Raw genomic sequence first — 22,354 nt, forward strand, 5'->3', positions numbered from 1 at the left:
TGCAGGAGCTGCCGAAGGCTGCGATCTTTTGATTCTGCTGTGTCTAAAGTAACCTGTGCGCCAATCTGACAGGTCGCCCCCATGATTTTCCTCATCGCCTACATCAGCAGCGTTGTACTCATCAACTTCGCTTTCTCCACCGCGCCACACCTGGACATCATCTGGTCGGCGTGGGGCGGCTTGGTGTTCGTGCTGCGTGACATGGTGCAAACCCGCTTCGGCCACGGCGCAATCATTGCCATGCTGGCGGCACTGGTGTTGTCCTACGTCACGTCTGATCCGTCCATCGCTCTGGCCAGTGCCACGGCGTTCGCGGTCTCCGAATGCATCGACTGGCTGGTGTTCAGCATCACCAAGCGCCCATTGCGCGACCGGTTGTGGATCAGTTCGGCACTGAGCATTCCCCTCGACACCTTCATCTTTTTCGGCATGATTGACCTGCTGACTCCGCCGGTGATCATCACTGCGCTGGTCTCGAAGTTTGCCGGCGTCACCGCTGTCTGGTTGATCATGGCCTGGCGCGATCGCAAACAGGCCGTCGCCAGCTGAAGCCAAACCCTCGGGTTCATGTAAAATGCCGCGCTTTCTCCCCATGGAAAGCGCGCATGGCGACGCTTTCCTCGATGATCCGCTTCTTTGAGGACCTGAGATGACCCGTATCGGAACTCCATTGTCGCCAACCGCGACCCGCGTATTGCTGTGTGGCTGTGGTGAGTTGGGCAAGGAAGTGGTGATCGAACTGCAACGTTTGGGTGTTGAAGTGATTGCCGTCGACCGCTACGCCAACGCGCCGGCCATGCAGGTCGCGCATCGCAGCCACGTGATCAACATGCTCGATGGCGCCGCCCTGCGCGCAGTGATCGAAGCCGAGAAACCGCACTTCATCGTGCCGGAAATCGAAGCCATCGCCACCGCCACTCTGGTCGAGCTGGAAGCCGAAGGCTTCACCGTGATCCCGACCGCTCGCGCTGCGCAATTGACCATGAACCGTGAAGGCATCCGTCGTCTGGCCGCCGAAGAGCTGGACCTGCCGACCTCGCCGTACCACTTCGCCGACACCTTCGAGGACTACAGCAAAGCTGTTGAAGACCTGGGTTTCCCGTGTGTCGTCAAACCAGTGATGAGTTCGTCGGGCAAAGGCCAGAGCCTGCTGCGCAGCGCCGATGACGTGCAGAAAGCCTGGGACTACGCCCAAGAAGGTGGTCGTGCCGGCAAAGGGCGGGTGATCATCGAAGGCTTCATTGATTTCGACTACGAAATCACTCTGCTGACCGTGCGCCACATCGGTGGCACTACATTCTGCGCACCGGTCGGTCACCGTCAGGAGAAGGGCGACTATCAGGAATCCTGGCAGCCACAAGCCATGAGCCCGGTTGCGTTGGCGGAATCCGAGCGTGTTGCCAAAGCGGTAACCGAGGCGCTGGGTGGCCGTGGGCTGTTTGGTGTCGAGCTGTTTATCAAAGGTGATCAGGTGTGGTTCAGCGAAGTTTCGCCGCGTCCGCATGACACTGGCCTGGTAACGCTGATTTCCCAGGACCTGTCGCAATTCGCCCTGCATGCCCGCGCGATTCTCGGCTTGCCGGTGCCACTGATCCGTCAGTTCGGTCCATCGGCTTCGGCGGTGGTTCTGGTGGAAGGGCAGTCGACCCAGACTGCATTCGCCAATCTTGGCGCTGCGCTGAGCGAACCGGATACGGCGTTGCGTTTGTTTGGTAAGCCAGAAGTGAACGGTCAGCGCCGGATGGGCGTGGCATTGGCGCGGGATGAGTCGATCGAGGCTGCTCGTGCCAAGGCGACCCGTGCTGCTCATGCTGTTGTTGTAGAGCTGTAAACCGAGGCGCGTTCATCGCGGGCAAGCCCGCTCCCACAGGTTGTTTGGTTGCACACAAAATTTGTGATCAACAGAAATCCCTGTGGGAGCGGGCTTGCCCGCGATAGCGGTCTGTCAGGCAATCTGATTCAGATCGTTATTGCGCGTTTCCTTCAAGCACAGCACCGCGATCAAGCTGATCACCGCCGCTCCCGAAACATACCCGCCGACATAACTCAAACCACCCATCGCCACCAGTTTCTGCGCAAAGAACGGCGCCGCCGAGGCTCCGACAATGCCGCCAAGGTTGTACGCGGCCGACGCGCCGGTATAGCGCACGTGGGTCGGGAACAGTTCCGGCAGCAACGCGCCCATCGGTGCGAACGTCACGCCCATCAAGAACAGTTCGATGCACAGAAACAGCGCCACGCCCCAGGTCGAACCCTGGGTCAGCAGCGGCTCCATCAGAAACCCCGAAAGAATCGCCAGTACACCGCCGATGATCAGCACCGGTTTGCGTCCATAACGATCGCTGGCCCAGGCTGACAGTGGGGTCGCTGCGGCCATGAACAACACGGCAAAACACAGCAGCCCCAGGAACGTCTCGCGGCTGTAACCGAGGGTGGACACGCCGTAGCTCAGGGAAAACACCGTCGAGATATAGAACAGCGCATAACACACCACCATCGCCGCCGCGCCCAACAGGGTCGGCGCCCAATATTGGCTGAACAGTTCGACCAGCGGCAGTTTGACCCGCTCCTGGCGCGCCATGGCGTTGGCGAACACTGGCGTTTCGTGGAGTTTCAGACGTACATACAGACCGACCATCACCAGCGCTGCGCTGAGCAGAAACGGAATGCGCCAGCCCCAACTGCGGAACTGTTCGTCATCCAGCGTCATGGCCAGCGTCAGGAACAGACCATTGGCGGCGAGAAAACCAATCGAAGGGCCGAGTTGCGGAAACATGCCGAACCACGCTCGTTTGCCTTTCGGCGCGTTCTCCGTGGCCAGCAGCGCGGCACCGCCCCATTCGCCGCCCAATCCCAGGCCCTGACCAAAGCGCAGCACACACAACAGAATCGGCGCCCAGGCCCCGATGGTGGCGTAACCCGGCAGCACACCAATCAACGTGGTGCACACGCCCATCAACAGTAGCGAGGCGACCAGTGTCGATTTGCGCCCGATGCGATCACCGAAGTGACCGAACAGCGCCGAACCCAATGGTCGGGCGAGGAAGGCAATGCCAAAGGTGAGAAACGCCGAGAGCATCTGTGCGGTGCCGGACGTTTGCGGAAAGAACACCGGCCCGATCACCAGTGCGGCAGCCGTGGCGTAGACGTAGAAGTCGTAGAACTCGATGGCGGTGCCGATAAAACTCGCCGTCGCCACGCGGGTGGCGGAGTTGGTCGGTTGGGCAGGCGCGGTTTCGCTGAAAGCGGTACTGGTCGTCATGCGGTGATCCCTGACAGTCATGAGCTCCGGTGGAGCGAATTATTATGGTTGAGCACCCAGGGATGTGGGATCAGGCGCGAGCGCTGTTTCGAGTAGGAACAGTCGTCGGAGTGAAGCGGAAATCGTCGAGATCCGTGTAGTGCGGGGTAAGCACAAGGTTCGGCGAGGCTTGGGTAAGCCGGCTCGATTATAGGAAGGAGGCTAACAATCAAACAAGAGCAAAAGATCGCAGCCTTCGGCAGCTCCCACATTTGGAATACGTTCCCCTGTAGGAGCTGCCGAAGGCTGCGATCTTTTGATCTTTTGATCTTCTATCTGGCAGGCACCAGAGCAGGTACAGAAGAGGTATGCCAGATCAGCACCTTACTCACCCGGTTCTCCTCGGTCTCGAGAATCTCCAGCCGATAACGCCCGATCTTCAAGCAAACAGCGCTTTCCGGAATGGTCTCCAGCGCCTCGGTTACCAGGCCATTGAGGGTTTTCGGCCCATCGCTGGGCAAGTGCCAGCCCAGGCACTTGTTCAATTCACGGATCGAGGCGGTGCCGTCGATCATCATGCGGCCATCGGCTTGTGGGTGAATGTGCGGATTATCGAGGCTGTGCTCGCTTTCGAATTCGCCGACGATCTCTTCGAGAATGTCTTCCAGCGTGACGATGCCGAGCACTTCGCCGTACTCGTCGACCACCATGCCCAGCCGTCGCTGCTGCTTGTGGAAGTTGAGCAATTGCAGCTGCAGCGGCGTGCTTTCGGGCACGAAGTACGGCTCGTAACTGGCGGCTAGCAGTGCTTCGCGGGTCAGGTCGTCATTGTTCAGCAAGTGACGGATCTGCCGGGTGTTGAGCACGGCTTCAACCTGGTTGATATCACTGTGGAACAGCGGCAGGCGCGTGCGCTTGGTGTTGCGCAGTTGTTCGATGATTTCTTCGATCGGATCGTCGAGGTTGATACCGTCGACGTCACTGCGGGGTACCAGAATGTCGTTGACCGTAATGTTGTCCAGCGCATGGATACCCGACACCGGGTGCGCGCGAACCGGATGCTCCGGGGCATCGTGACGATCAGTCGGCGCATCGTCTTCGCTTTGCTGCACGACCTGGACTTTGCGCACCAGCGGCGTCAGCAGCAAAGCGCTGATACGGCTGAACAGCCAGGCGAACGGATAAACGATTTTCAGCGGCACCGCCAGCAGCGAATTGCCAAACGCCAGCACGGCATCCGGATAGCGCTGGGCGAGGGTGCGCGGGAAGTAATCGGCAAACACCAGCAACACCGCACCGACACCCAGGCACGCCGCCCACGGACCGTTTTCTTCACAGAGGAAAATCGCCAGCAGCGTGGCGATCACCACTGCGAGCGCACGGCACAGGGTGTTGCAGAGGATCAGGCTGTCGAGCGGGAAGCTCAGCTTCGCCAGCGGTTTATCGCTGGCGCGCGAGGCTGTGCGTTGTGCGAGCAGGTGCTGCTGCGCGATTTCGACCGCGGTAAATAGCCCCGACCATAAAACCAGCAGGACAAATACCGCGAGCATCGGCCCTATGGGCAAACCGTCCATTTATGCCGCCCGTCAGATGTGCAGAATGTATTCACGAACCAGTTTGCTGCCGAAGTACGCCAACATCAGCAGGCAGAAACCGGCGAGGGTCCAGCGAATCGCCTTGTGGCCACGCCACCCGAGACGGTTGCGGCCCCACAACAGCACACTGAAAACGATCCAGGCCAAGCACGCCAGCAGGGTCTTGTGCACCAGATGCTGGGCGAACAGGTTCTCGACGAACAGCCAGCCGGAGATCAGCGACAGCGACAGCAGCGTCCAGCCGGCCCAGAGGAAACCGAACAGCAGGCTTTCCATGGTTTGCAGCGGCGGGAAGTTCTTGATCAGCCCGGACGGGTGCTTGTGCTTGAGCTGGTGGTCTTGCACCAGCAGCAGCAAGGCCTGGAACACCGCGATGGTGAACATCCCGTAGGCGAGGATCGACAATAGAATGTGCGCAAGAATACCCGGCTCTTCATCGATGATCTGCACCGTGCCGGCCGGCGCGAACTGCGCCAGCAACACGGTGATCGCACCCAGCGGGAACAGCAGCACCAACAGGTTCTCTACGGGAATCCGCGAGCAGGCGAGCAGTGTCAGGGCGATCACTGCCGCCGCGATAAGACTGGAGGCGCTGAAGAAATCCAGGCCCAGACCGATCGGGGTCAGCAAATGCGTGAGCAGGCTGGCGCTGTGAGCCACCACGGCGAGGACGCCGAGCGTAACCAGCAGGCGCTTGTTCGCCTTGGCGCCGGTGGCCAGACGAGTGCTCTGATAAAGGGTCGCAGCGGCATATAGAAGGGCGGCGGCGAGGGTAGTCAGCAAACTGGGTGACAAGGGGAGCATAAATCCTGTTAGGCAAGCCCGAAAGGGGCTGAGTTTGGCATAGAACCGCCATGACACGAAAGACTCAGGAAGCTGACAGCGAGGTGTCCGCCAGACGCAGTCTTCGCTATAATCCGCGACCTGCCCACGCCGCAGGCTCGCCGAGCACATGTTGATTCCGGTCTGGGCCGCCATTATCCCGGTCTACACAGGGCCTGAAAGGATCGCGCAATGTTTGAAAACTTAACCGACCGTCTCTCGCAGACGCTGCGCCATGTCACCGGCAAGGCGAAGCTGACTGAAGACAATATCAAAGACACCCTGCGTGAAGTGCGCATGGCGTTGCTCGAAGCCGACGTCGCCCTGCCGGTGGTCAAGGACTTCGTCAATTCGGTCAAGGAGCGCGCTGTCGGCACCGAGGTGTCGCGCAGCCTGACGCCGGGCCAAGCGTTCGTGAAGATCGTCCAGGCCGAACTCGAAAGCCTGATGGGCGCAGCCAACGAAGACTTGAACCTGAGCGCCGTGCCGCCCGCCGTCATTCTGATGGCCGGTCTGCAGGGTGCTGGTAAAACCACCACCGCCGGTAAACTTGCGCGCTTCCTTAAAGAGCGCAAGAAGAAGTCGGTCATGGTCGTGTCGGCGGACGTTTATCGTCCTGCTGCTATTAAACAGCTGGAAATGCTGGCCGGTGAAGTCGGTGTCACCTTCTTCCCGTCCGACCTGAGCCAGAAGCCGGTCGACATCGCCGCTGCGGCTATTAAAGAAGCAAAGCTTAAATTCATCGACGTGGTCATCGTCGATACCGCCGGCCGTCTGCACATCGACGAAGAGATGATGGGCGAGATCAAGGCGCTGCACGCCGCGATCAACCCGGTCGAAACCCTGTTCGTGGTCGATGCCATGACCGGTCAGGACGCGGCCAACACTGCCAAGGCCTTCGGCGATGCACTGCCGCTGACCGGTGTGATCCTGACCAAGGTCGACGGCGATGCGCGCGGTGGTGCGGCCCTGTCGGTGCGCGCCATCACTGGCAAGCCGATCAAGTTCATCGGTATGGGCGAAAAGAGCGAAGCGCTCGATCCGTTCCACCCTGAGCGTATCGCTTCGCGGATTCTCGGCATGGGCGACGTGCTCAGCCTGATCGAACAGGCTGAAGCGACCCTCGACAAGGACAAGGCCGACAAGCTGGCCAAGAAGCTGAAGAAGGGCAAGGGCTTCGATCTCGAAGACTTCCGCGATCAGCTGCAACAGATGAAAAACATGGGCGGCCTAGGCGGGCTCATGGACAAACTGCCGAGCATCGGCGGCGTCAACCTGTCGCAAATGGGCAATGCCCAGAACGCCGCAGAGAAGCAGTTCAAGCAAATGGAAGCCATCATCAACTCCATGACCCCGGCCGAGCGCCGCGACCCTGAGCTGATCAGCGGTTCGCGCAAGCGCCGGATCGCCATGGGTTCCGGCACTCAGGTGCAGGACATCGGTCGCTTGATCAAGCAGCACAAGCAAATGCAGAAGATGATGAAAAAATTCACCGCCAAAGGCGGAATGGCCAAGATGATGCGCGGCATGGGCGGTATGTTGCCCGGCGGCGGTATGCCGAAAATGTAAAAAACTGGCCGGTCGTCGCACCGGCGCAGGCCCCGCAAGGATGCGGGATCAACAGCAAACCCGCACTTGGCGGGAGCTGACTGGCCGTTTTCAACGACGGCTCTATAGCAAATCTGCATGGCGTCCGATAGGCCGCCGGAAAAAGACATTTGCAAAAGTCCGGATATTCCTTAGAATATGCGGCCTTTCGGGCACCTATGCCCGCTGTGCCTTTAGATTTGCAGCACCGACTACAGGAACGATGTTCACATGCTAACAATCCGTCTTGCCCTTGGCGGCTCCAAAAAGCGCCCGTTTTACCACCTGACCGTAACCGACTCGCGTAACCCGCGTGACGGTTCCCACAAAGAACAGGTTGGTTTCTTCAACCCTGTTGCCCGTGGTCAGGAAATCCGTCTGTCCGTGAACCAAGAGCGCGTAGCCTACTGGCTGAGCGTTGGTGCACAACCTTCTGAGCGTGTTGCTCAGTTGTTGAAGGAAACTGCCAAGGCTGCGGCCTGAGCAATATGAACGCGACGCCTGCTGTTGCCGATGATTTGATCGTTATTGGCAAAATTTATTCTGTTCATGGCGTTCGCGGCGAAGTGAAGGTTTATTCCTTTACTGATCCGACTGAAAACCTGTTGCAGTACAAAACCTGGACGCTCAAGCGCGAAGGTAATGTGAAACAGGTTGAGCTGGTCAGTGGACGCGGGAGCGACAAGTTCCTGGTCGCAAAGCTCAAGGGTCTTGATGATCGTGAAGAAGCTCGTCTTCTGGCCGGTTATGAGATCTGCGTGCCGCGCAACCTGTTCGCTGAATTGACCGACGGTGAGTACTACTGGTACCAACTCGAAGGTCTGAAGGTCATCGACACCCTTGGGCAATTGCTCGGGAAAATCGATCATCTTCTGGAAACCGGCGCCAATGATGTAATGGTAGTCAAGCCTTGCGCTGGCAGCCTGGATGATCGCGAACGCCTGTTGCCCTATACGGAGCAATGCGTGTTGGCAGTCGACCTCGCAGCGGGCGAGATGAAGGTGGATTGGGACGCGGACTTCTAAGCGTGGCTAACTTGCGCGTAGAAGTGATCAGTTTGTTTCCCGAGATGTTTTCCGCCATTGGCGACTACGGCATCACCAGTCGTGCGGTCAAACAGGGGCTCTTGCAGCTGACCTGTTGGAATCCGCGAGATTACACGACGGATCGGCATCACACTGTGGACGATCGCCCGTTTGGCGGTGGTCCGGGCATGGTGATGAAGATCAAGCCCCTGGAAGATGCGCTGGCTCAGGCCAAGGCAGCAGCCGGGGAGGAGGCGAAGGTTATTTACCTGTCCCCCCAAGGCCGTCAACTGAATCAGTCGGCGGTACGCGAGTTGGCACAATCGGATGCATTGATCCTGATTGCCGGCCGCTATGAAGGCATTGACGAGCGCTTTATTGAGGCTCATGTCGATGAAGAGTGGTCGATTGGCGACTATGTACTGTCTGGCGGTGAGCTGCCGGCCATGGTCCTGATCGATGCGGTTACACGGCTGCTGCCTGGAGCTTTAGGGCATGCGGACTCCGCTGAGGAAGATTCCTTTACGGATGGTTTGCTGGATTGCCCGCACTACACCCGACCTGAGGTGTATGCGGATCAGCGTGTTCCCGACGTGTTGCTAAGTGGCAATCACGCGCATATCCGGCGTTGGCGTTTACAGCAGTCCCTTGGTAGGACCTATGAACGACGCGCCGATCTTCTGGAAAGCCGCTCGCTTTCTGGAGAAGAGAAGAAGCTGCTCGAGGAATACATCCGCGAGCGGGACGATAGTTAACAACGTATCGATGGTAGATCAGTTGATTTACCTTAGGAGCACAGCATGACCAACAAAATCATCCTTGCACTCGAAGCAGAGCAGATGACCAAAGAAATCCCTACCTTTGCCCCAGGCGACACCATTGTCGTTCAGGTGAAAGTGAAGGAAGGCGATCGTTCCCGTCTGCAAGCGTTCGAAGGCGTTGTTATCGCCAAGCGTAACCGCGGCGTGAACAGTGCGTTCACCGTACGTAAAATCTCCAACGGTGTTGGCGTAGAACGTACTTTCCAGACCTACTCCCCGCAGATCGACAGCATGGCTGTCAAACGTCGCGGTGACGTACGTAAAGCCAAGCTGTACTACCTGCGCGACCTGTCGGGCAAAGCAGCTCGCATCAAGGAAAAACTGGCTTAAGTCCAGCTTCCGATGCAGAAAAAAGCAGCCTTCGGGCTGCTTTTTTGTTGCCCGAAATTCACCAAATCTCCCCTGTAGGAGCTGCCGAAGGCTGCGATCTGTTGATCTTGCTTTTCATTCGGAAGCCCGTCACACAAGAGCAGTAACCCCATGACCCCGCGCGACCAGGAAATCGAACGCCGCACCGAACTCTCGGTGACCCGCGTAACCAAAGCCGTCTTTCCGCCGACCACCAACCACCACAACACTCTGTTCGGCGGCACTGCGCTGGCATGGATGGATGAAGTGTCGTTCATCACCGCCACGCGTTTCTGCCGCTTGCCACTGGTGACCGTGTCCACTGACCGCATCGACTTCAATCATGCGATCCCGGCGGGCTCGATCGTTGAGCTGGTGGGGAAGGTGATCAAGGTCGGCAACACCAGCCTCAAGGTCGAGGTAGAAGTGTTTGTTGAAAGCATGAGCTGCGACGGTCGCGAGAAAGCGATTCATGGCCAGTTCAGCTTTGTCGCCATTGATGATGACAAGCGACCGGTGCCGGTGCTTCCGGGATTTGCCGGCTGAGTGTTCCGTGATCGATTGCTCTGTGAAAGACTGTCGACCACCCGCAGTTGCTGCCTGACTTGAGCCTTTATGCCTGCCATCGACCATCCGCAGATTGACCAATTCCTCGACGCTTTATGGCTTGAAAAAGGCCTGTCCGATAACACCCGCGATGCCTACCGCAGTGATCTGGCGCTATTCAACGGCTGGCTGCAGGAAAAGAACCTGGAGCTGATCAACGCCGGTCGTGAGCTCATTCTCGATCATCTGTCCTGGCGCCTGGAGCAGAACTACAAGCCACGCTCTACCGCCAGATTTCTCTCCGGGGTGCGTGGCTTTTATCGGTATTTGCTGCGAGAAAAGATCATCACCGTTGACCCGACGTTACGCATCGACATGCCCCAACTGGGTAGGCCGCTGCCCAAGTCGCTGTCGGAAGCGGACGTCGAGGCGCTGCTGAAGGCGCCGGATCTGAGCGAAGCCATCGGCCAGCGCGACCGCGCCATGCTTGAGGTGCTTTATGCCTGTGGTCTGCGGGTCACCGAGTTGATCAGTCTGACGCTCGAACAGGTCAACCTGCGTCAGGGCGTGCTGCGGGTGATGGGCAAGGGCAGCAAGGAGCGGCTGGTGCCGATGGGCGAGGAGGCGATTGTCTGGGTCGAGCGTTACATGCGGGACGGTCGCAGCGAGTTGCTCGGCGGCCGGCCCAGTGACGTGCTGTTTCCCAGTCAGCGGGGTGAGCAGATGACTCGTCAGACCTTCTGGCACCGGATCAAGCATCAGGCCAAGGTCGCGGGGATCGGCAAGTCGCTGTCGCCGCACACCTTGCGGCATGCGTTCGCCACCCATTTGCTCAACCATGGCGCGGATTTGCGCGTGGTGCAGATGTTGCTCGGGCACAGCGATCTGTCGACCACGCAGATCTACACCCACGTCGCCCGCGCTCGATTGCAGGACCTGCACGCCAAACACCACCCAAGAGGCTGATGCAGGTTCCAATGTTGGAATGCTGACCTGTGGTGAGGGGATTTATCCCCGTTCGGCGACGAAGTCGTCGCAAATCCAGTCAACGCGGTTTGCCTGACTGAATGATGGCGGATGGTTTTGGCGCTGCTTCGCAACCCATCGGGGATAAATCCCCTCGCCACGCTGAGGATTGCCAATCGAGCATCACAGTTTCTCTGGCATCCAGCGCATTCGGCCACCGTGACCTTATGTGTTAGGCTTTGCCGGTTTGCACGATGGACGGTTATGACCCGGTGTTTCGGCACGGGCGTTCTGATCGATCCATTTGTCCGCCTTCAGGAGTTCTCATGCGTCTGACCCAGATTTTCGCCGCCGCAGCCATTGCGTTGGTCAGTACCTTTGCCGTCGCCGATGACGCGGCCAACAAAGCCATTCGTCAAAGTCTCGAAAAACTCGAACTCGAGGTTCCGGTAGAAAGCATCAACGCCAGCCCGCTGCCAGGCATGTATGAAGTCAAGCTCAAGGGCAGTCGCGTGCTGTACGCCAGCGCCGACGGCCAATACATCGTTCAGGGCTATCTGTTTCAGCTCAAGGACGGCAAGCCGGTCAACCTGACCGAGAAGACCGAACGTCTGGGTGTCTCCAAACTGGTCAACGCCATTCCGGTTGCCGAAACCGTGGTGTACCCGGCCGTGGGCGAAACCAAATCGCACATCACCGTATTCACCGACACTACCTGCCCGTACTGCCACAAACTGCACGCCGAAGTGCCTGAGCTGAACAAGCGCGGCATTGAAGTGCGTTATGTGGCGTTCCCGCGTCAGGGCCTCGGTTCGCCGGGCGACGAGCAACTGCAAGCCGTGTGGTGCTCGAAAGACAAGAAAGCCGCCATGGACAAAATGGTCGATGGCAAGGAAATCAAGGCCGCCAAGTGCGAGAACCCGGTTTCCAAACAGTTCGCGCTCGGTCAGTCGATTGGCGTGAATGGCACACCGGCCATCGTTTTGGCTGACGGACAAGTCATTCCGGGCTACCAGCCGGCGCCACAAGTCGCCAAACTGGCGCTGGGCGTCAAGTAATTCGCATCGTCACGGTCAGCCTTTGACGATCATGGTCCGGTGGCAGCATCGCCGGGCCATTAATAGAGAACCGCGAGCACGCGGTTGTTTTCCGGCCGACCCTGCGTCGGCCGTTTTATGGGGAGTTCACAGTGAATCCGGTCAAAGTAGGCATCTGTGGGTTAGGGACCGTCGGTGGCGGTACCTTCAACGTACTTCAGCGCAACGCCGAGGAAATTGCTCGTCGTGCCGGGCGTGGGATCGAAGTGGCACAAATTGCCATGCGCACGCCAAAGCCTCAGTTCCAGACGACCGGTATTGCGATTACCAACGATGTCTTCGAAGTGGCCACGAACCCTGAGATCGACATCGTCATAGAGCTGGTGGGCGGCTACACCGTTGCCCGCGAGCTGGTACTCAAGGCCATCGAGAATGGCAAGCATGTGGTCACCGCGAACAAGGCTCTGATTGCCGTTCACGGTAATGAAATTTTCGCCAAGGCACGCGAGAAAGGCGTGATCGTGGCGTTTGAAGCGGCAGTGGCCGGTGGCATTCCGGTGATCAAGGCGATCCGTGAAGGCCTGTCCGCCAACCGCATCAACTGGGTCGCCGGGATCATCAACGGTACAGGCAACTTCATCCTCACCGAAATGCGTGAGAAGGGTCGCACCTTCGAAGACGTGCTGGCCGAAGCTCAGGCACTGGGTTACGCCGAAGCCGATCCGACTTTCGACGTTGAAGGCATCGACGCGGCGCACAAGCTGACGATTCTGGCCTCCATCGCGTTCGGCATTCCGCTGCAATTCGACAAGGCTTACACCGAAGGCATCACCAAGCTGACCACGGCTGACGTCAACTACGCCGAAGCGCTGGGCTATCGCATCAAGCACCTCGGCGTGGCGCGCAGCACTGACGCCGGCATTGAGTTGCGTGTACACCCGACGCTGATCCCGGCCGATCGTCTGATCGCTAACGTCAACGGCGTGATGAACGCGGTGATGGTCAACGGCGACGCTGCCGGTTCAACCCTGTTCTACGGTGCTGGCGCTGGCATGGAGCCGACGGCTTCGTCGGTGATCGCCGACCTCGTGGACGTGGTTCGCGCCATGACCTCCGACCCGGAAAACCGCGTACCGCATCTGGCCTTCCAGCCGGATTCGCTGTCGGCCCATCCGATTTTGCCGATCGAAGCCTGCGAAAGCGCCTACTACCTGCGTATTCAGGCCAAGGACCATCCGGGCGTTCTCGCTCAGGTGGCGAGCATCCTCTCGGAGCGCGGCATCAACATCGAGTCGATCATGCAGAAGGAAGTCGAGGAACACGACGGTCTGGTGCCGATGATCCTGCTGACCCACCGTGTGGTGGAAAAGCGTATCAACGATGCGATCGCCGCTCTCGAGGCCCTTGCCGGCGTGGACGGTCCGGTTGTGCGGATCCGCGTCGAACACTTGAATTAACAGCAGCGGCAAGTTTCAAGCTTCAAGCTGCAAGTAAAAGCAGAGCCGCTTTTCACTTGTAGCTTGCAGCTCACAGCTTGTAGCTCAAACCGAAGGTTTGCCCCTATGCGTTATATCAGTACCCGCGGCCAGGCACCGGCCCTGAATTTCGAAGACGTCCTGCTGGCAGGTCTTGCCACCGACGGCGGTCTGTACGTCCCGGAAGTCCTGCCACGTTTCACTCAGGAAGAAATCGCTTCCTGGGCTGGCCTGCCGTATCACGAGCTGGCCTTTCGGGTTATGCGACCGTTCGTGACCGGCAGTATTCCGGACGCCGATTTCAAAAAGATTCTTGAAGAAACCTACGGGGTGTTCTCGCACAGCGCCGTCGCGCCGCTGCGTCAGTTGAACGGCAACGAATGGGTGCTCGAGCTGTTCCACGGCCCGACCCTGGCGTTCAAGGACTTCGCCCTGCAACTGCTCGGTCGTCTGCTCGACTATGTGCTGGAAAAGCGTGGCGAGCGCGTGGTGATCGTCGGTGCCACCTCGGGTGATACCGGTTCGGCTGCCATTGAAGGCTGCAAACACTGCGAAAACGTCGACATCTTCATCCTGCACCCACACAACCGTGTGTCCGAAGTGCAGCGTCGCCAAATGACCACGATTTTCGGCGAGAACATCCACAACATCGCTATTGAAGGCAACTTCGACGACTGCCAGGAAATGGTCAAGGCCAGCTTCGCCGACCAGAGCTTCCTCAAAGGCACCCGTCTGGTGGCAGTGAACTCGATCAACTGGGCGCGGATCATGGCCCAGATCGTTTACTACTTCCACGCAGCCCTGCAGCTGGGCGGCCCGGCGCGTTCGGTATCGTTCTCGGTGCCAACTGGCAACTTCGGCGACATCTTCGCCGGTTACCTGGCGCGCAACATGGGCCTGCCGATCAACCAGTTGATCGTCGCCACCAACCGCAACGACATCCTGCACCGCTTCATGAGCGGCAATCAGTACGTCAAGGAAACCCTGCACGCGACATTGTCGCCGTCGATGGACATCATGGTCTCGTCGAACTTCGAGCGCCTGCTGTTCGACCTGCACGGTCGCAACGGTGCAGCGATTGCCGGGCTGATGGATTCGTTCAAGCAGGGCGGTGGTTTCAGCGTCGAGCAAGAGCGCTGGACCGAAGCACGCAAACTGTTCGACTCGTTGGCTGTCGACGATGCCCAGACTTGTGAAACCATTGCCGAAGTTTACGAGCAGACCGGTGAACTGCTGGATCCGCACACGGCCATCGGTGTCAAAGCCGCGCGCGAGTGCCGTCGCAGCCTGGACATCCCGATGGTCATTTTGGGCACTGCCCATCCGGTGAAATTCCCGGACGCGGTGGAGAAGGCCGGTGTAGGAAAAGCTCTCGAGCTACCTGCACATCTTTCTGATTTGTTTGAGCGAAATGAGCGCAGCACCGTTCTGCCGAACGACCTGAAAGCCGTGCAGGCCTTTGTCAGCCAGCATGGCAACCGCGGCAAGCCACTTTAAGCCCGCGAAAGCTGTCACATTTTGAAGCCCGTCTCCTGACGGGCTTTTTTGTTTCTACTGCCACACTGCTCGGGTTTTCACCCACGAAGGACGGGTGAGTCGATCACGAAGGATGTGGCAATGCTGTTTTATAGAGGTTTGAAACCGGCACTGGTTTGCCTGGTCTTTTTCGGGGTGCTGGGACTGATGCACTGCAGTGTGGCGGCGCAATTGGCACTGCAAGAAAACGCCGAGGTGTCTGGCGTCCAGCCTGTCGAGCTGGATGCACGCGAGCGCCAATGGATTCGCGACAACCCCAAGGTGACGGTGGCATCGGTGCAGTACCCGTTGTATCTGTTTCAGGATGAACATGGGCACTGGAGCGGTTTGAACATTGATGTGCTCAAGCGCGTCACTGCGATGACCGGTCTGCGATTTGAGCATCACGAGTCGTTTTCTACCGAGCAAATGCTCGAGCGCCTCGAGAGTGGGCAGGCTGACATGAGTACCACCCTGGCCATGAGCGATGAGCGCAAAGTGTTTCTGGATTTCAGTCACGCATTTGGCGGCGCAGGATGGGTGTTTGTCGGCCGCGCTGGAGCACCATCGGTGGAGTCTCTGGAGCAACTGGCCAAACGGGTGCTGGTGCTACCGGCCAGGCACGCACTGGAGGACATGATCCGCCGCGATTACCCGTCGATCCAGATTCGCTCGGTCAAGACTTACGCCGAAGCGCGAGCATTGGTCGAGAGCGGTGAGGCCGACGCAACCATCGAAAACGAAATCGGTGCGCAGCTTTATCCATTGGGTCTGCTCAAGGTCGGCGCTCTGGTGGAGGGCAAGTGGGAGGCTGATCACCTGGCAATACGCAAGGGCATGCCCGAACTCTTGAGTATTCTCAACAAGGCGCTGGAGGCGTTTCCCGCGGCCGAACTGCGCGCCATTCAACTGAAGTGGCTAGAGGGTATTTCCCTGGCTCCGGTGCCTTCGCTCTGGCAACGGATAATTGAGTGGGGCTGTTGGGCAACGGTAGTCCTTGGCGTGTTTGGACTGCTCTCGCTGGTGTGGAATCGACGGCTGACGGTGGTGATCAAGCAGCGGCGGGCGGCCGAGAAAGACCTTGGCGATCAATTGGCCTTTCAGCATGCGCTGATCGATTCCATGCCCGATCCCGTATTCGTCCGTGATCTGCAAGGGCGCTTGATTATGTGCAACCGCAGTTACGAGGAGGCGCTTTCGGTTCGGCTGGATCAGATTCAGGGGCGGCTGTTGATCGAAATTGATGCCTTGCCCGAAGCGACGGCGTTGATGCTGCACGGCGAGTTCATGGTGCAGTTGCGCACACGCAAGTCATGCTTCATCAAACGGCATTTGCAGCTCAAGAACGGTCGCCGCGAGATCTATCAGTGGACGGTGCCGTTCTACAGTGCCGACGGAAATTTGCGTGGTTTGCTGGGCGGCTGGACGGACATCACTCAGCGTCGGATGGAAAGTGGGTGTCGATGTCAGCATTGAAGATCGGAAATGTCCTATAAGACGCGGCTACTTTTCCGATGGGAGGCTTCAGACGGCTGCCCTAGAGTGGACGATAAATGCGGTGAGAGTCCGCGATTGTCGCTCCAGAGGTCGCCCATGCGCTCGCTTAAAGTCCTGATTCTTGAACCCGATCCGTTTCAGATGATGGCATTGCATCAAATGCTCAATGCCATCGGCATCTACAACGTACTCACCGCGCCGTCGCTGGCAGCGGCCTTGTGTTCGCTGGGGCATCGCGGTGCAGTCGATATCGCCATTTGCGATCCACAGCTCAAGGGCGGCCATGGCCTGGCCTTGATCCAGCATCTGGCGGTGCAGCGTGAGGCGCGTGCGCTGATTCTATTGGGTACGGTCGCACCGAGTCTGCTGAGCGATCTTGAGCCGTTGTTGAGCAAACATCGATTGCGACTGTTGGGACGTCTGCAAACGCCGGTATCGGCGGTATTGATGAGAGGGCTGCTGGACAGCTACCTGATCGCCTCTATGCAACCTGTCGAGGTCTGATGCGTACGGTTATTTTTCTGTCACCTTCGCCGTGCATGCTCTGACAGACCGGTGACACTCCAATGCTTGCGACCGGAATACAGAACTTTCTTCTCGGGCCGATTGTCATTTAATGTAGACATGCCCCAGACACAATGTTTTCGGACTATTGAGTGGAGATCGAGATGGAAAGTATCAGTCTATTGCTCGGTGAGGCTCTGAGCCCGTATCAGGTTTCGTTGTCTCCAAACGGTGCTCATGGCGAATGCCTGGTGAGCTTGAAGAACAGCAGCGGCGCAATTGTGGTGGAGCGCGAATTCAATCAGGCGCAACTGACCGACAAGCGTCAGTTGACCGATGTTGTCGACGGCTTGCACCGTGACATCCTGATTGCCGAAGGGCGCCTGGAACCCTGTGTGATCGCGGCCTTGCGCAATGCCGCTCTGGACAAACGTCCTGTGCTCTAAAGATGAATTATTTTTTGTGGGAACCTTCCTGCATCCCTGTCAGTCAGACCCCGTAACAGCAAGATCAAGCATTGTGCTCCGGTGCTTGTCGCTTGCTGCTACTGGCCTTTATGTAGGCCACGTTTAACCCCGAGTCGTCTCCCCACTTCTCGGGGTTTCTTTTGTCCGCGATTTATTCACTGCGCCGATTGGTGTTCGAAAAACCTTCGGGCCTGTTCGACGTAATCGGTGCGCATCTCAGGATCGAGCCAGTCGGCGTAGCGCTGGTTCAATGGATCGTGAGGCAGAGTGCGAAGCAACTGGTTGATCTCGGTGATCGCCTGGCGCCCCTCAGGTGTGTCGGAGCAGCCGATGTAACCCGAAAGATATTTTCCGTTGTCCCGAATCGGATAGAAGCGCAATTCGTCTTCGGCAATTTGCGCCAGATGAGCCTGATAACGGATCTCCGGCCAGTAGCCCAGCACCACCTGCAAACGACCGAGGCGCTGCATCAGCAGCAGACTGTTAAGGGCGTCGTTGCCGTAATGGGCGGTCAGTGCATCCTTCGGTGCCTGGCGCAGCAAATTATCGACCAGCTCACCGTAACTGCGCTCCGCCACGACGCCGACCTTGTCTTCGCCATTGGCCAGGAGCGCCGCCAGATCAACTTCACCGTCCACCAGAAAAGGCGCCAATACGTCGTGATCTTTCTGACGCACCACCAGCCCATTGCTGACAGCGCGGAACGCGGGGATGGAAAAAGCGATCCATTGCGCGCGCTCCTTGCTCCACATCAGCGACGGATCACAAGTGAAGGATGCTTCTTGAAGCATCTGCATGCCTCGGGCGCGGTTGACCCGCATCAGCGTGTGTTCGTATTGCGGCATGCCGGCGATCAGCATCGGCATAAGGTGGTCGATGACTCCCTGACCCTTTTTCGGACCTTCAAAAATGGTCAGGGGCGGCAGATCGCGCAGTAACCAGACCAACGTCGGTTTCGCCTGTGCCCAGGCTGGCAGGGCCAGCAGAAACAACAGGCCGAACAGCCGCCACGTCCACCAGTGGTGGGCGCGGTTGGCGTTCGATTTCTGCAGGCTTTTCAGCTCAAATGGCTCCGTCTTCACGCAGCCGGGCGATCTGCTTTTCGTCGTAGCCAAGATCGTGGAGTACCTGCGCGTTGTGTTCACCGAGCTGCGGTCCGACCCATTCGGAGGAACCCGGTGTCTCTGAGAGTTTCGGCACAATGCCGGGCATCTTGAAGGGTTTGCCATCCGGCAATTTGGCGTGCAGGAACATTTCCCGGGCCAGGTATTGCGGATCGGTGAACATGTCCTCGGCGCTGAAGATCCGGCTGACCGGTACCTCGGCCTGATTGAGCAGATCCAGCACGGTTTGCAGTGGCAGCGAATTGACCCAGCGATCGATCACGCCATACAACTCGTCACGTCGACTGTCGCGCCCGTCGTTGCTGGTCAGCATTGGGTCGTTGGCCAGATCTTCACGGCCGATGGTCAGCATGAAACGCTTGAAAATCGCATCGCCATTGGCGCCGATCTGCACATGCTTGCCGTCGGCGCTGGTGTGGATAGAGGAGGGCGTGATGCCGGGCATGATGTTGCCGGTGCGCTCGCGGATGAAACCGAACACATCGAACTCCGGCACCATGCTTTCCATCATGGCGAAGATCGCTTCATACAGTGCGACATCGACCACTTGGCCCAAACCGCCGTTGACCTCGCGATGACGCAGCGCCATCAGCGCGCCGATCACGCCCCACAGCGCCGCAATCGAATCGCCGATGGAGATCCCGGTACGCACCGGCGGTCGATCCTCGAAACCGGTGATGTAGCGCAAGCCACCCATGGATTCGCCCACGGCTCCGAAACCTGGTTGATCCTTCATCGGCCCGGTTTGACCAAAACCGGAGAGTCGCACCATCACCAGTTTCGGGTTCAAGGCGTGCAGGGTTTCCCAGCTCAGACCGAGTTTCTCCAGGACGCCGGGTCGGAAGTTCTCGATCAGGATGTCGGCTTCAGCGATCAATTTTTTCAGGATGGCCAAACCGTCAGGATGTTTGAGGTTCAGTGTCAGCGACTTCTTGTTGCGCGCCTGAACAAACCACCACAAGGACGTGCCTTCGTACAACTTGCGCCATTTGCGCAGCGGATCACCGCCGTCCGGCGATTCGATCTTGATCACTTCGGCGCCGAATTCGCCGCAAATGCGCGAGGCAAACGGCCCGGCAATCAACGTACCCAATTCAATGACTTTCACACCGCTGAGCGGTTTATTGGCGAACGGCATACAGAATCCTGTAGGACAAGGCTGAGCGTATACAGCGTTTTAACATAGCCGGCCGTCAGGCGCCCAAAGTTGATCGCCATCAATTCGATGATTGCCTACCGCATCGGTTAGACTTGCCGACTTTCCTCGTATCAAGAAGCCCGTTCATGGCCCAGCCTTCCACCACTTACAAGTTTGAACTGAACCTCACCGACCTCGACCGCAGTGTCTACGAGAGCGTCAAGCAGACCATCGCCCGTCACCCTTCGGAGACCGAAGAGCGCATGACCGTGCGGTTGCTGGCCTACGCCCTCTGGTACAACGAGCAGTTGTCGTTTGGCCGTGGTCTGTCAGACGTGGATGAACCTGCGCTGTGGGAAAAAAGTCTGGACGACCGTGTCCTGCACTGGATCGAAGTCGGCCAGCCGGATTCCGACCGTCTGACCTGGTGCTCGCGCCGTACCGAACGCACCAGCCTGCTCGCCTATGGCAGCCTGCGCGTGTGGGAGACCAAGGTGATTCCGGCGATCAAGAACCTGAAAAACGTCAACATCGCCGCCGTCCCGCAAGAAGTCCTGGAAACCCTGGCCAAGGACATGCCCCGCGTCATCAAGTGGGACGTGATGATCAGCGAAGGGACGATTTTCGTCACCGACGACCGTGGTCAACACGAAGTCCAGTTGCAATGGCTGCAAGGCGAGCGCGGCTGATCTGCCTTCGCTGACTAATCCTACGTATTGAAGAGAAGTATCCGTTACCCCATGCGCATCGAACCTCGCCAACTGCCTGCCACTCTGCCATTTCTCGGTGATCTGCCGCCGCTGCTGACGCGCTTGTACGCGGCGCGGGGTGTGCAGTCCGAGGTGGAGCTGGACAAGAGCCTCAAGCACTTGATCCCGTTTGAGAAACTCAAGGGCATCGAGGCCGCGGTAGACCTGCTGGTGACGGCGCTGGAACAACGTCAGCGCATCCTCATCGTCGGTGACTTCGATGCCGATGGCGCGACGGCCAGCACGGTCGGCATGCTCGGCTTGCGCTTGCTGGGCGCGGCGCATGTCGACTATCTGGTGCCGAACCGCTTTGAATACGGCTACGGCCTGACCCCGGAAATCGTCGAAGTCGCACTGACCCGTGAGCCGCAATTGTTGATCACTGTCGACAACGGCATCTCCAGCGTCGAAGGTGTGGCCGCCGCCAAGAAGGCCGGGCTCAAAGTATTGATCACCGACCACCACTTGCCCGGCGATGAACTGCCGTTGGCCGATGCGCTGGTCAATCCAAACCAGCCGGGCTGCGAGTTCCCAAGCAAGGCGCTGGCCGGGGTCGGGGTGATTTTCTACGTGTTGATGGCCTTGCGGGCGCGCCTGCGCAGCCTCGGCTGGTACGAGAACAGCCCACAGCCGAACATCGGTGAACTGCTCGATCTGGTGGCGCTGGGCAGCGTCGCGGACGTGGTGCCGCTGGACGCCAACAACCGGATTCTGGTGCATCAGGGGCTGGAGCGGATTCGGGCCGGGCGCGCGCGGCCGGGGATCAAAGCGATTCTTGAAGTGGCCAAGCGTGATGCAGCGCGCATCACTTCAACCGATCTGGGATTCATCGTCGGCCCTCGCCTGAACGCCGCCGGGCGTCTGGATGACATGAGCCTGGGCATCGAATGCCTGCTCACCGCCGACACCAACCTGGCCCGGGAAATGGCCGCGCAACTGGATGGCATGAATCAGGATCGCAAATCCATCGAGCAGGGCATGCAGCGTGAAGCGCTGGCCCAACTCAAGGATCTGCCCGTCGAGTCGATGCCGTTTGGCCTGTGTCTGTTTGATCCTGAATGGCACCAGGGTGTTATCGGTATTCTTGCCTCGCGGATGAAAGAGCGTTATTTCCGTCCGACCATTGCCTTCGCCGACGCTGGCGACGGCTTGCTCAAGGGTTCTGGGCGTTCGGTGCAGGGTTTCCATATTCGCGATGCGTTGAGCGTGGTCGCGGCGCAACACCCAAACCTGATCGCCAAGTACGGTGGCCACGCGATGGCAGCTGGCCTGACCTTACCGCAAGAGAATTTTCCGTTATTCGCCGAAGCATTCGACGCCGAGGTGCGCAGGCAACTTCGCGAAGAGGACCTGACCGGACGTTTGCTGTCCGATGGCACGCTGGCCGTTGAAGAATTCCACCTCGAACTGGCCCGCGCCCTGCGCCATGCCGGGCCTTGGGGGCAACACTTCCCTGAGCCGCTGTTCCACGGTGTGTTCCAGTTGGTCGAGCAGCGCGTGGTCGGCGAGCGTCACCTGAAAGTGGTGCTGAAAAGCGAATGCGGCTCGGTGAAACTCGACGGCATTGCGTTCGGTATCGATCGTGATATCTGGCCCAATCCGACGATTCAATGGGTAGAGCTGGCCTACAAACTCGACGTCAACGAGTTCCGCGGCAACGAGACAGTGCAACTGATGATTGCCCACATCGAACCGCGCTGAAGGTCAAAAGATCGCAGCCTTCGGCAGCTCCTACATGGCAATGCGCCCTGTAGGAGCTGCCGAAGGCTGCGATCTTTTCTTGAATTTCCCCCGATCCCCCGTTGTCGACTAGGCTCTAAGCACTGCTTGATTGGCCTTGTGACGTCTTGTCGAATTTTTTGCCCGCGGGGGCGGGTGCTGCACCTTTTCCTGTCAC

At 58.7% G+C, this 22,354-nt stretch carries 22 protein-coding genes; 17 read left to right on the forward strand and 5 right to left on the reverse strand.

The window, feature by feature from the left end:
- Positions 1–81: 81 nt before the first annotated feature.
- Together ACA061_RS04925 and purT are read left to right on the forward strand one after the other, a co-directional pair.
- Complete coding sequence (locus ACA061_RS04925; RefSeq protein WP_210701490.1) at positions 82–549, forward strand: preQ0 transporter; 468 nt, start codon at positions 82–84, stop codon at positions 547–549.
- A 100-nt stretch (positions 550–649) separates the two neighbouring features.
- Complete coding sequence (purT, locus tag ACA061_RS04930) at positions 650–1,831, forward strand: formate-dependent phosphoribosylglycinamide formyltransferase (protein WP_497300737.1); 1,182 nt, start codon at positions 650–652, stop codon at positions 1,829–1,831.
- A gap of 114 nt (positions 1,832–1,945) precedes the next feature.
- On the opposite strand, the gene ACA061_RS04935 is transcribed toward purT, so the two are convergent.
- The 3 genes from ACA061_RS04935 to ACA061_RS04945 form a co-directional block, all read right to left on the reverse strand.
- Complete coding sequence (locus ACA061_RS04935) at positions 1,946–3,262, reverse strand: MFS transporter (protein WP_150603763.1); 1,317 nt, start codon at positions 3,260–3,262, stop codon at positions 1,946–1,948.
- A gap of 311 nt (positions 3,263–3,573) precedes the next feature.
- Positions 3,574–4,815 carry a transporter associated domain-containing protein gene (locus ACA061_RS04940; protein WP_150617230.1) on the reverse strand — a complete coding sequence of 414 codons (1,242 nt, stop codon included), beginning with the start codon at positions 4,813–4,815 and terminating at the stop codon, positions 3,574–3,576.
- 12 nt (positions 4,816–4,827) lie between these two features.
- Positions 4,828–5,640: a cytochrome C assembly family protein gene (locus tag ACA061_RS04945; RefSeq protein WP_150603765.1), complete on the reverse strand. Its 813-nt coding sequence runs from the start codon at positions 5,638–5,640 to the stop codon at positions 4,828–4,830.
- A 210-nt stretch (positions 5,641–5,850) separates the two neighbouring features.
- On the opposite strand from ACA061_RS04945, the gene ffh reads away from it, so the two are divergent.
- From ffh to ACA061_RS05010, 13 genes are all read left to right on the forward strand, one after another.
- The gene (gene ffh / locus ACA061_RS04950; protein WP_150617231.1) at positions 5,851–7,227 is read left to right on the forward strand and encodes a signal recognition particle protein; all 1,377 of its coding nucleotides are present in this window, start codon (positions 5,851–5,853) and stop codon (positions 7,225–7,227) included.
- Positions 7,228–7,476: 249 nt separating this feature from the next.
- Positions 7,477–7,728: a 30S ribosomal protein S16 gene (gene rpsP, locus ACA061_RS04955; protein WP_042557823.1), complete on the forward strand. Its 252-nt coding sequence runs from the start codon at positions 7,477–7,479 to the stop codon at positions 7,726–7,728.
- 5 nt (positions 7,729–7,733) lie between these two features.
- Entirely contained in the window at positions 7,734–8,270 is a 537-nt protein-coding gene (rimM, locus tag ACA061_RS04960; RefSeq protein WP_034154824.1) for a ribosome maturation factor RimM, read from the forward strand.
- A gap of 2 nt (positions 8,271–8,272) precedes the next feature.
- Positions 8,273–9,025 carry a tRNA (guanosine(37)-N1)-methyltransferase TrmD gene (gene trmD, locus ACA061_RS04965; protein WP_042557825.1) on the forward strand — a complete coding sequence of 251 codons (753 nt, stop codon included), beginning with the start codon at positions 8,273–8,275 and terminating at the stop codon, positions 9,023–9,025.
- Between the two features lie 45 nt (positions 9,026–9,070).
- Complete coding sequence (rplS, locus tag ACA061_RS04970; RefSeq protein ID WP_003175895.1) at positions 9,071–9,421, forward strand: 50S ribosomal protein L19; 351 nt, start codon at positions 9,071–9,073, stop codon at positions 9,419–9,421.
- A gap of 150 nt (positions 9,422–9,571) precedes the next feature.
- Positions 9,572–9,985: an acyl-CoA thioesterase gene (locus tag ACA061_RS04975; RefSeq protein ID WP_150603767.1), complete on the forward strand. Its 414-nt coding sequence runs from the start codon at positions 9,572–9,574 to the stop codon at positions 9,983–9,985.
- Positions 9,986–10,054: 69 nt separating this feature from the next.
- Positions 10,055–10,951, forward strand: a complete 897-nt coding sequence (gene xerD / locus ACA061_RS04980; protein ID WP_042557828.1) for a site-specific tyrosine recombinase XerD — start codon at positions 10,055–10,057, stop codon at positions 10,949–10,951.
- A 326-nt stretch (positions 10,952–11,277) separates the two neighbouring features.
- On the forward strand, positions 11,278–12,009 hold the full coding sequence (dsbC, locus tag ACA061_RS04985; RefSeq protein ID WP_150617232.1) for a bifunctional protein-disulfide isomerase/oxidoreductase DsbC: 732 nt from the start codon (positions 11,278–11,280) through the stop codon (positions 12,007–12,009).
- Between the two features lie 131 nt (positions 12,010–12,140).
- Positions 12,141–13,445: a homoserine dehydrogenase gene (locus tag ACA061_RS04990; RefSeq protein ID WP_150617233.1), complete on the forward strand. Its 1,305-nt coding sequence runs from the start codon at positions 12,141–12,143 to the stop codon at positions 13,443–13,445.
- A 105-nt stretch (positions 13,446–13,550) separates the two neighbouring features.
- On the forward strand, positions 13,551–14,960 hold the full coding sequence (gene thrC / locus ACA061_RS04995; protein ID WP_150617234.1) for a threonine synthase: 1,410 nt from the start codon (positions 13,551–13,553) through the stop codon (positions 14,958–14,960).
- Positions 14,961–15,080: 120 nt separating this feature from the next.
- Complete coding sequence (locus tag ACA061_RS05000; protein WP_497300739.1) at positions 15,081–16,454, forward strand: transporter substrate-binding domain-containing protein; 1,374 nt, start codon at positions 15,081–15,083, stop codon at positions 16,452–16,454.
- A 117-nt stretch (positions 16,455–16,571) separates the two neighbouring features.
- The gene (locus tag ACA061_RS05005) at positions 16,572–16,979 is read left to right on the forward strand and encodes a response regulator (protein WP_150617236.1); all 408 of its coding nucleotides are present in this window, start codon (positions 16,572–16,574) and stop codon (positions 16,977–16,979) included.
- A 164-nt stretch (positions 16,980–17,143) separates the two neighbouring features.
- Positions 17,144–17,425 carry a DUF3509 domain-containing protein gene (locus tag ACA061_RS05010; protein WP_150617237.1) on the forward strand — a complete coding sequence of 94 codons (282 nt, stop codon included), beginning with the start codon at positions 17,144–17,146 and terminating at the stop codon, positions 17,423–17,425.
- 176 nt (positions 17,426–17,601) lie between these two features.
- Here the strand turns inward: ACA061_RS05010 and ACA061_RS05015 are convergent, their stop codons facing one another.
- Positions 17,602–18,528, reverse strand: coding sequence for a TIGR02285 family protein (locus ACA061_RS05015; RefSeq protein WP_497300741.1), 927 nt, complete (start codon positions 18,526–18,528; stop codon positions 17,602–17,604).
- Entirely contained in the window at positions 18,509–19,708 is a 1,200-nt protein-coding gene (locus ACA061_RS05020) for a CaiB/BaiF CoA transferase family protein (protein ID WP_210554588.1), read from the reverse strand. Before ACA061_RS05020 ends, ACA061_RS05015 begins: the two co-directional genes overlap by 20 nt.
- A gap of 146 nt (positions 19,709–19,854) precedes the next feature.
- Between ACA061_RS05020 and ACA061_RS05025 the strand changes: the two genes are divergently transcribed.
- Both ACA061_RS05025 and recJ read left to right on the forward strand, forming a co-directional pair.
- Complete coding sequence (locus ACA061_RS05025; RefSeq protein ID WP_042557838.1) at positions 19,855–20,397, forward strand: YaeQ family protein; 543 nt, start codon at positions 19,855–19,857, stop codon at positions 20,395–20,397.
- Positions 20,398–20,448: 51 nt separating this feature from the next.
- The gene (gene recJ, locus ACA061_RS05030; RefSeq protein WP_210554589.1) at positions 20,449–22,158 is read left to right on the forward strand and encodes a single-stranded-DNA-specific exonuclease RecJ; all 1,710 of its coding nucleotides are present in this window, start codon (positions 20,449–20,451) and stop codon (positions 22,156–22,158) included.
- Positions 22,159–22,354: the final 196 nt, after the last annotated feature.

It is taken from the genome of Pseudomonas sp. LBUM1668, assembly GCF_059695715.1.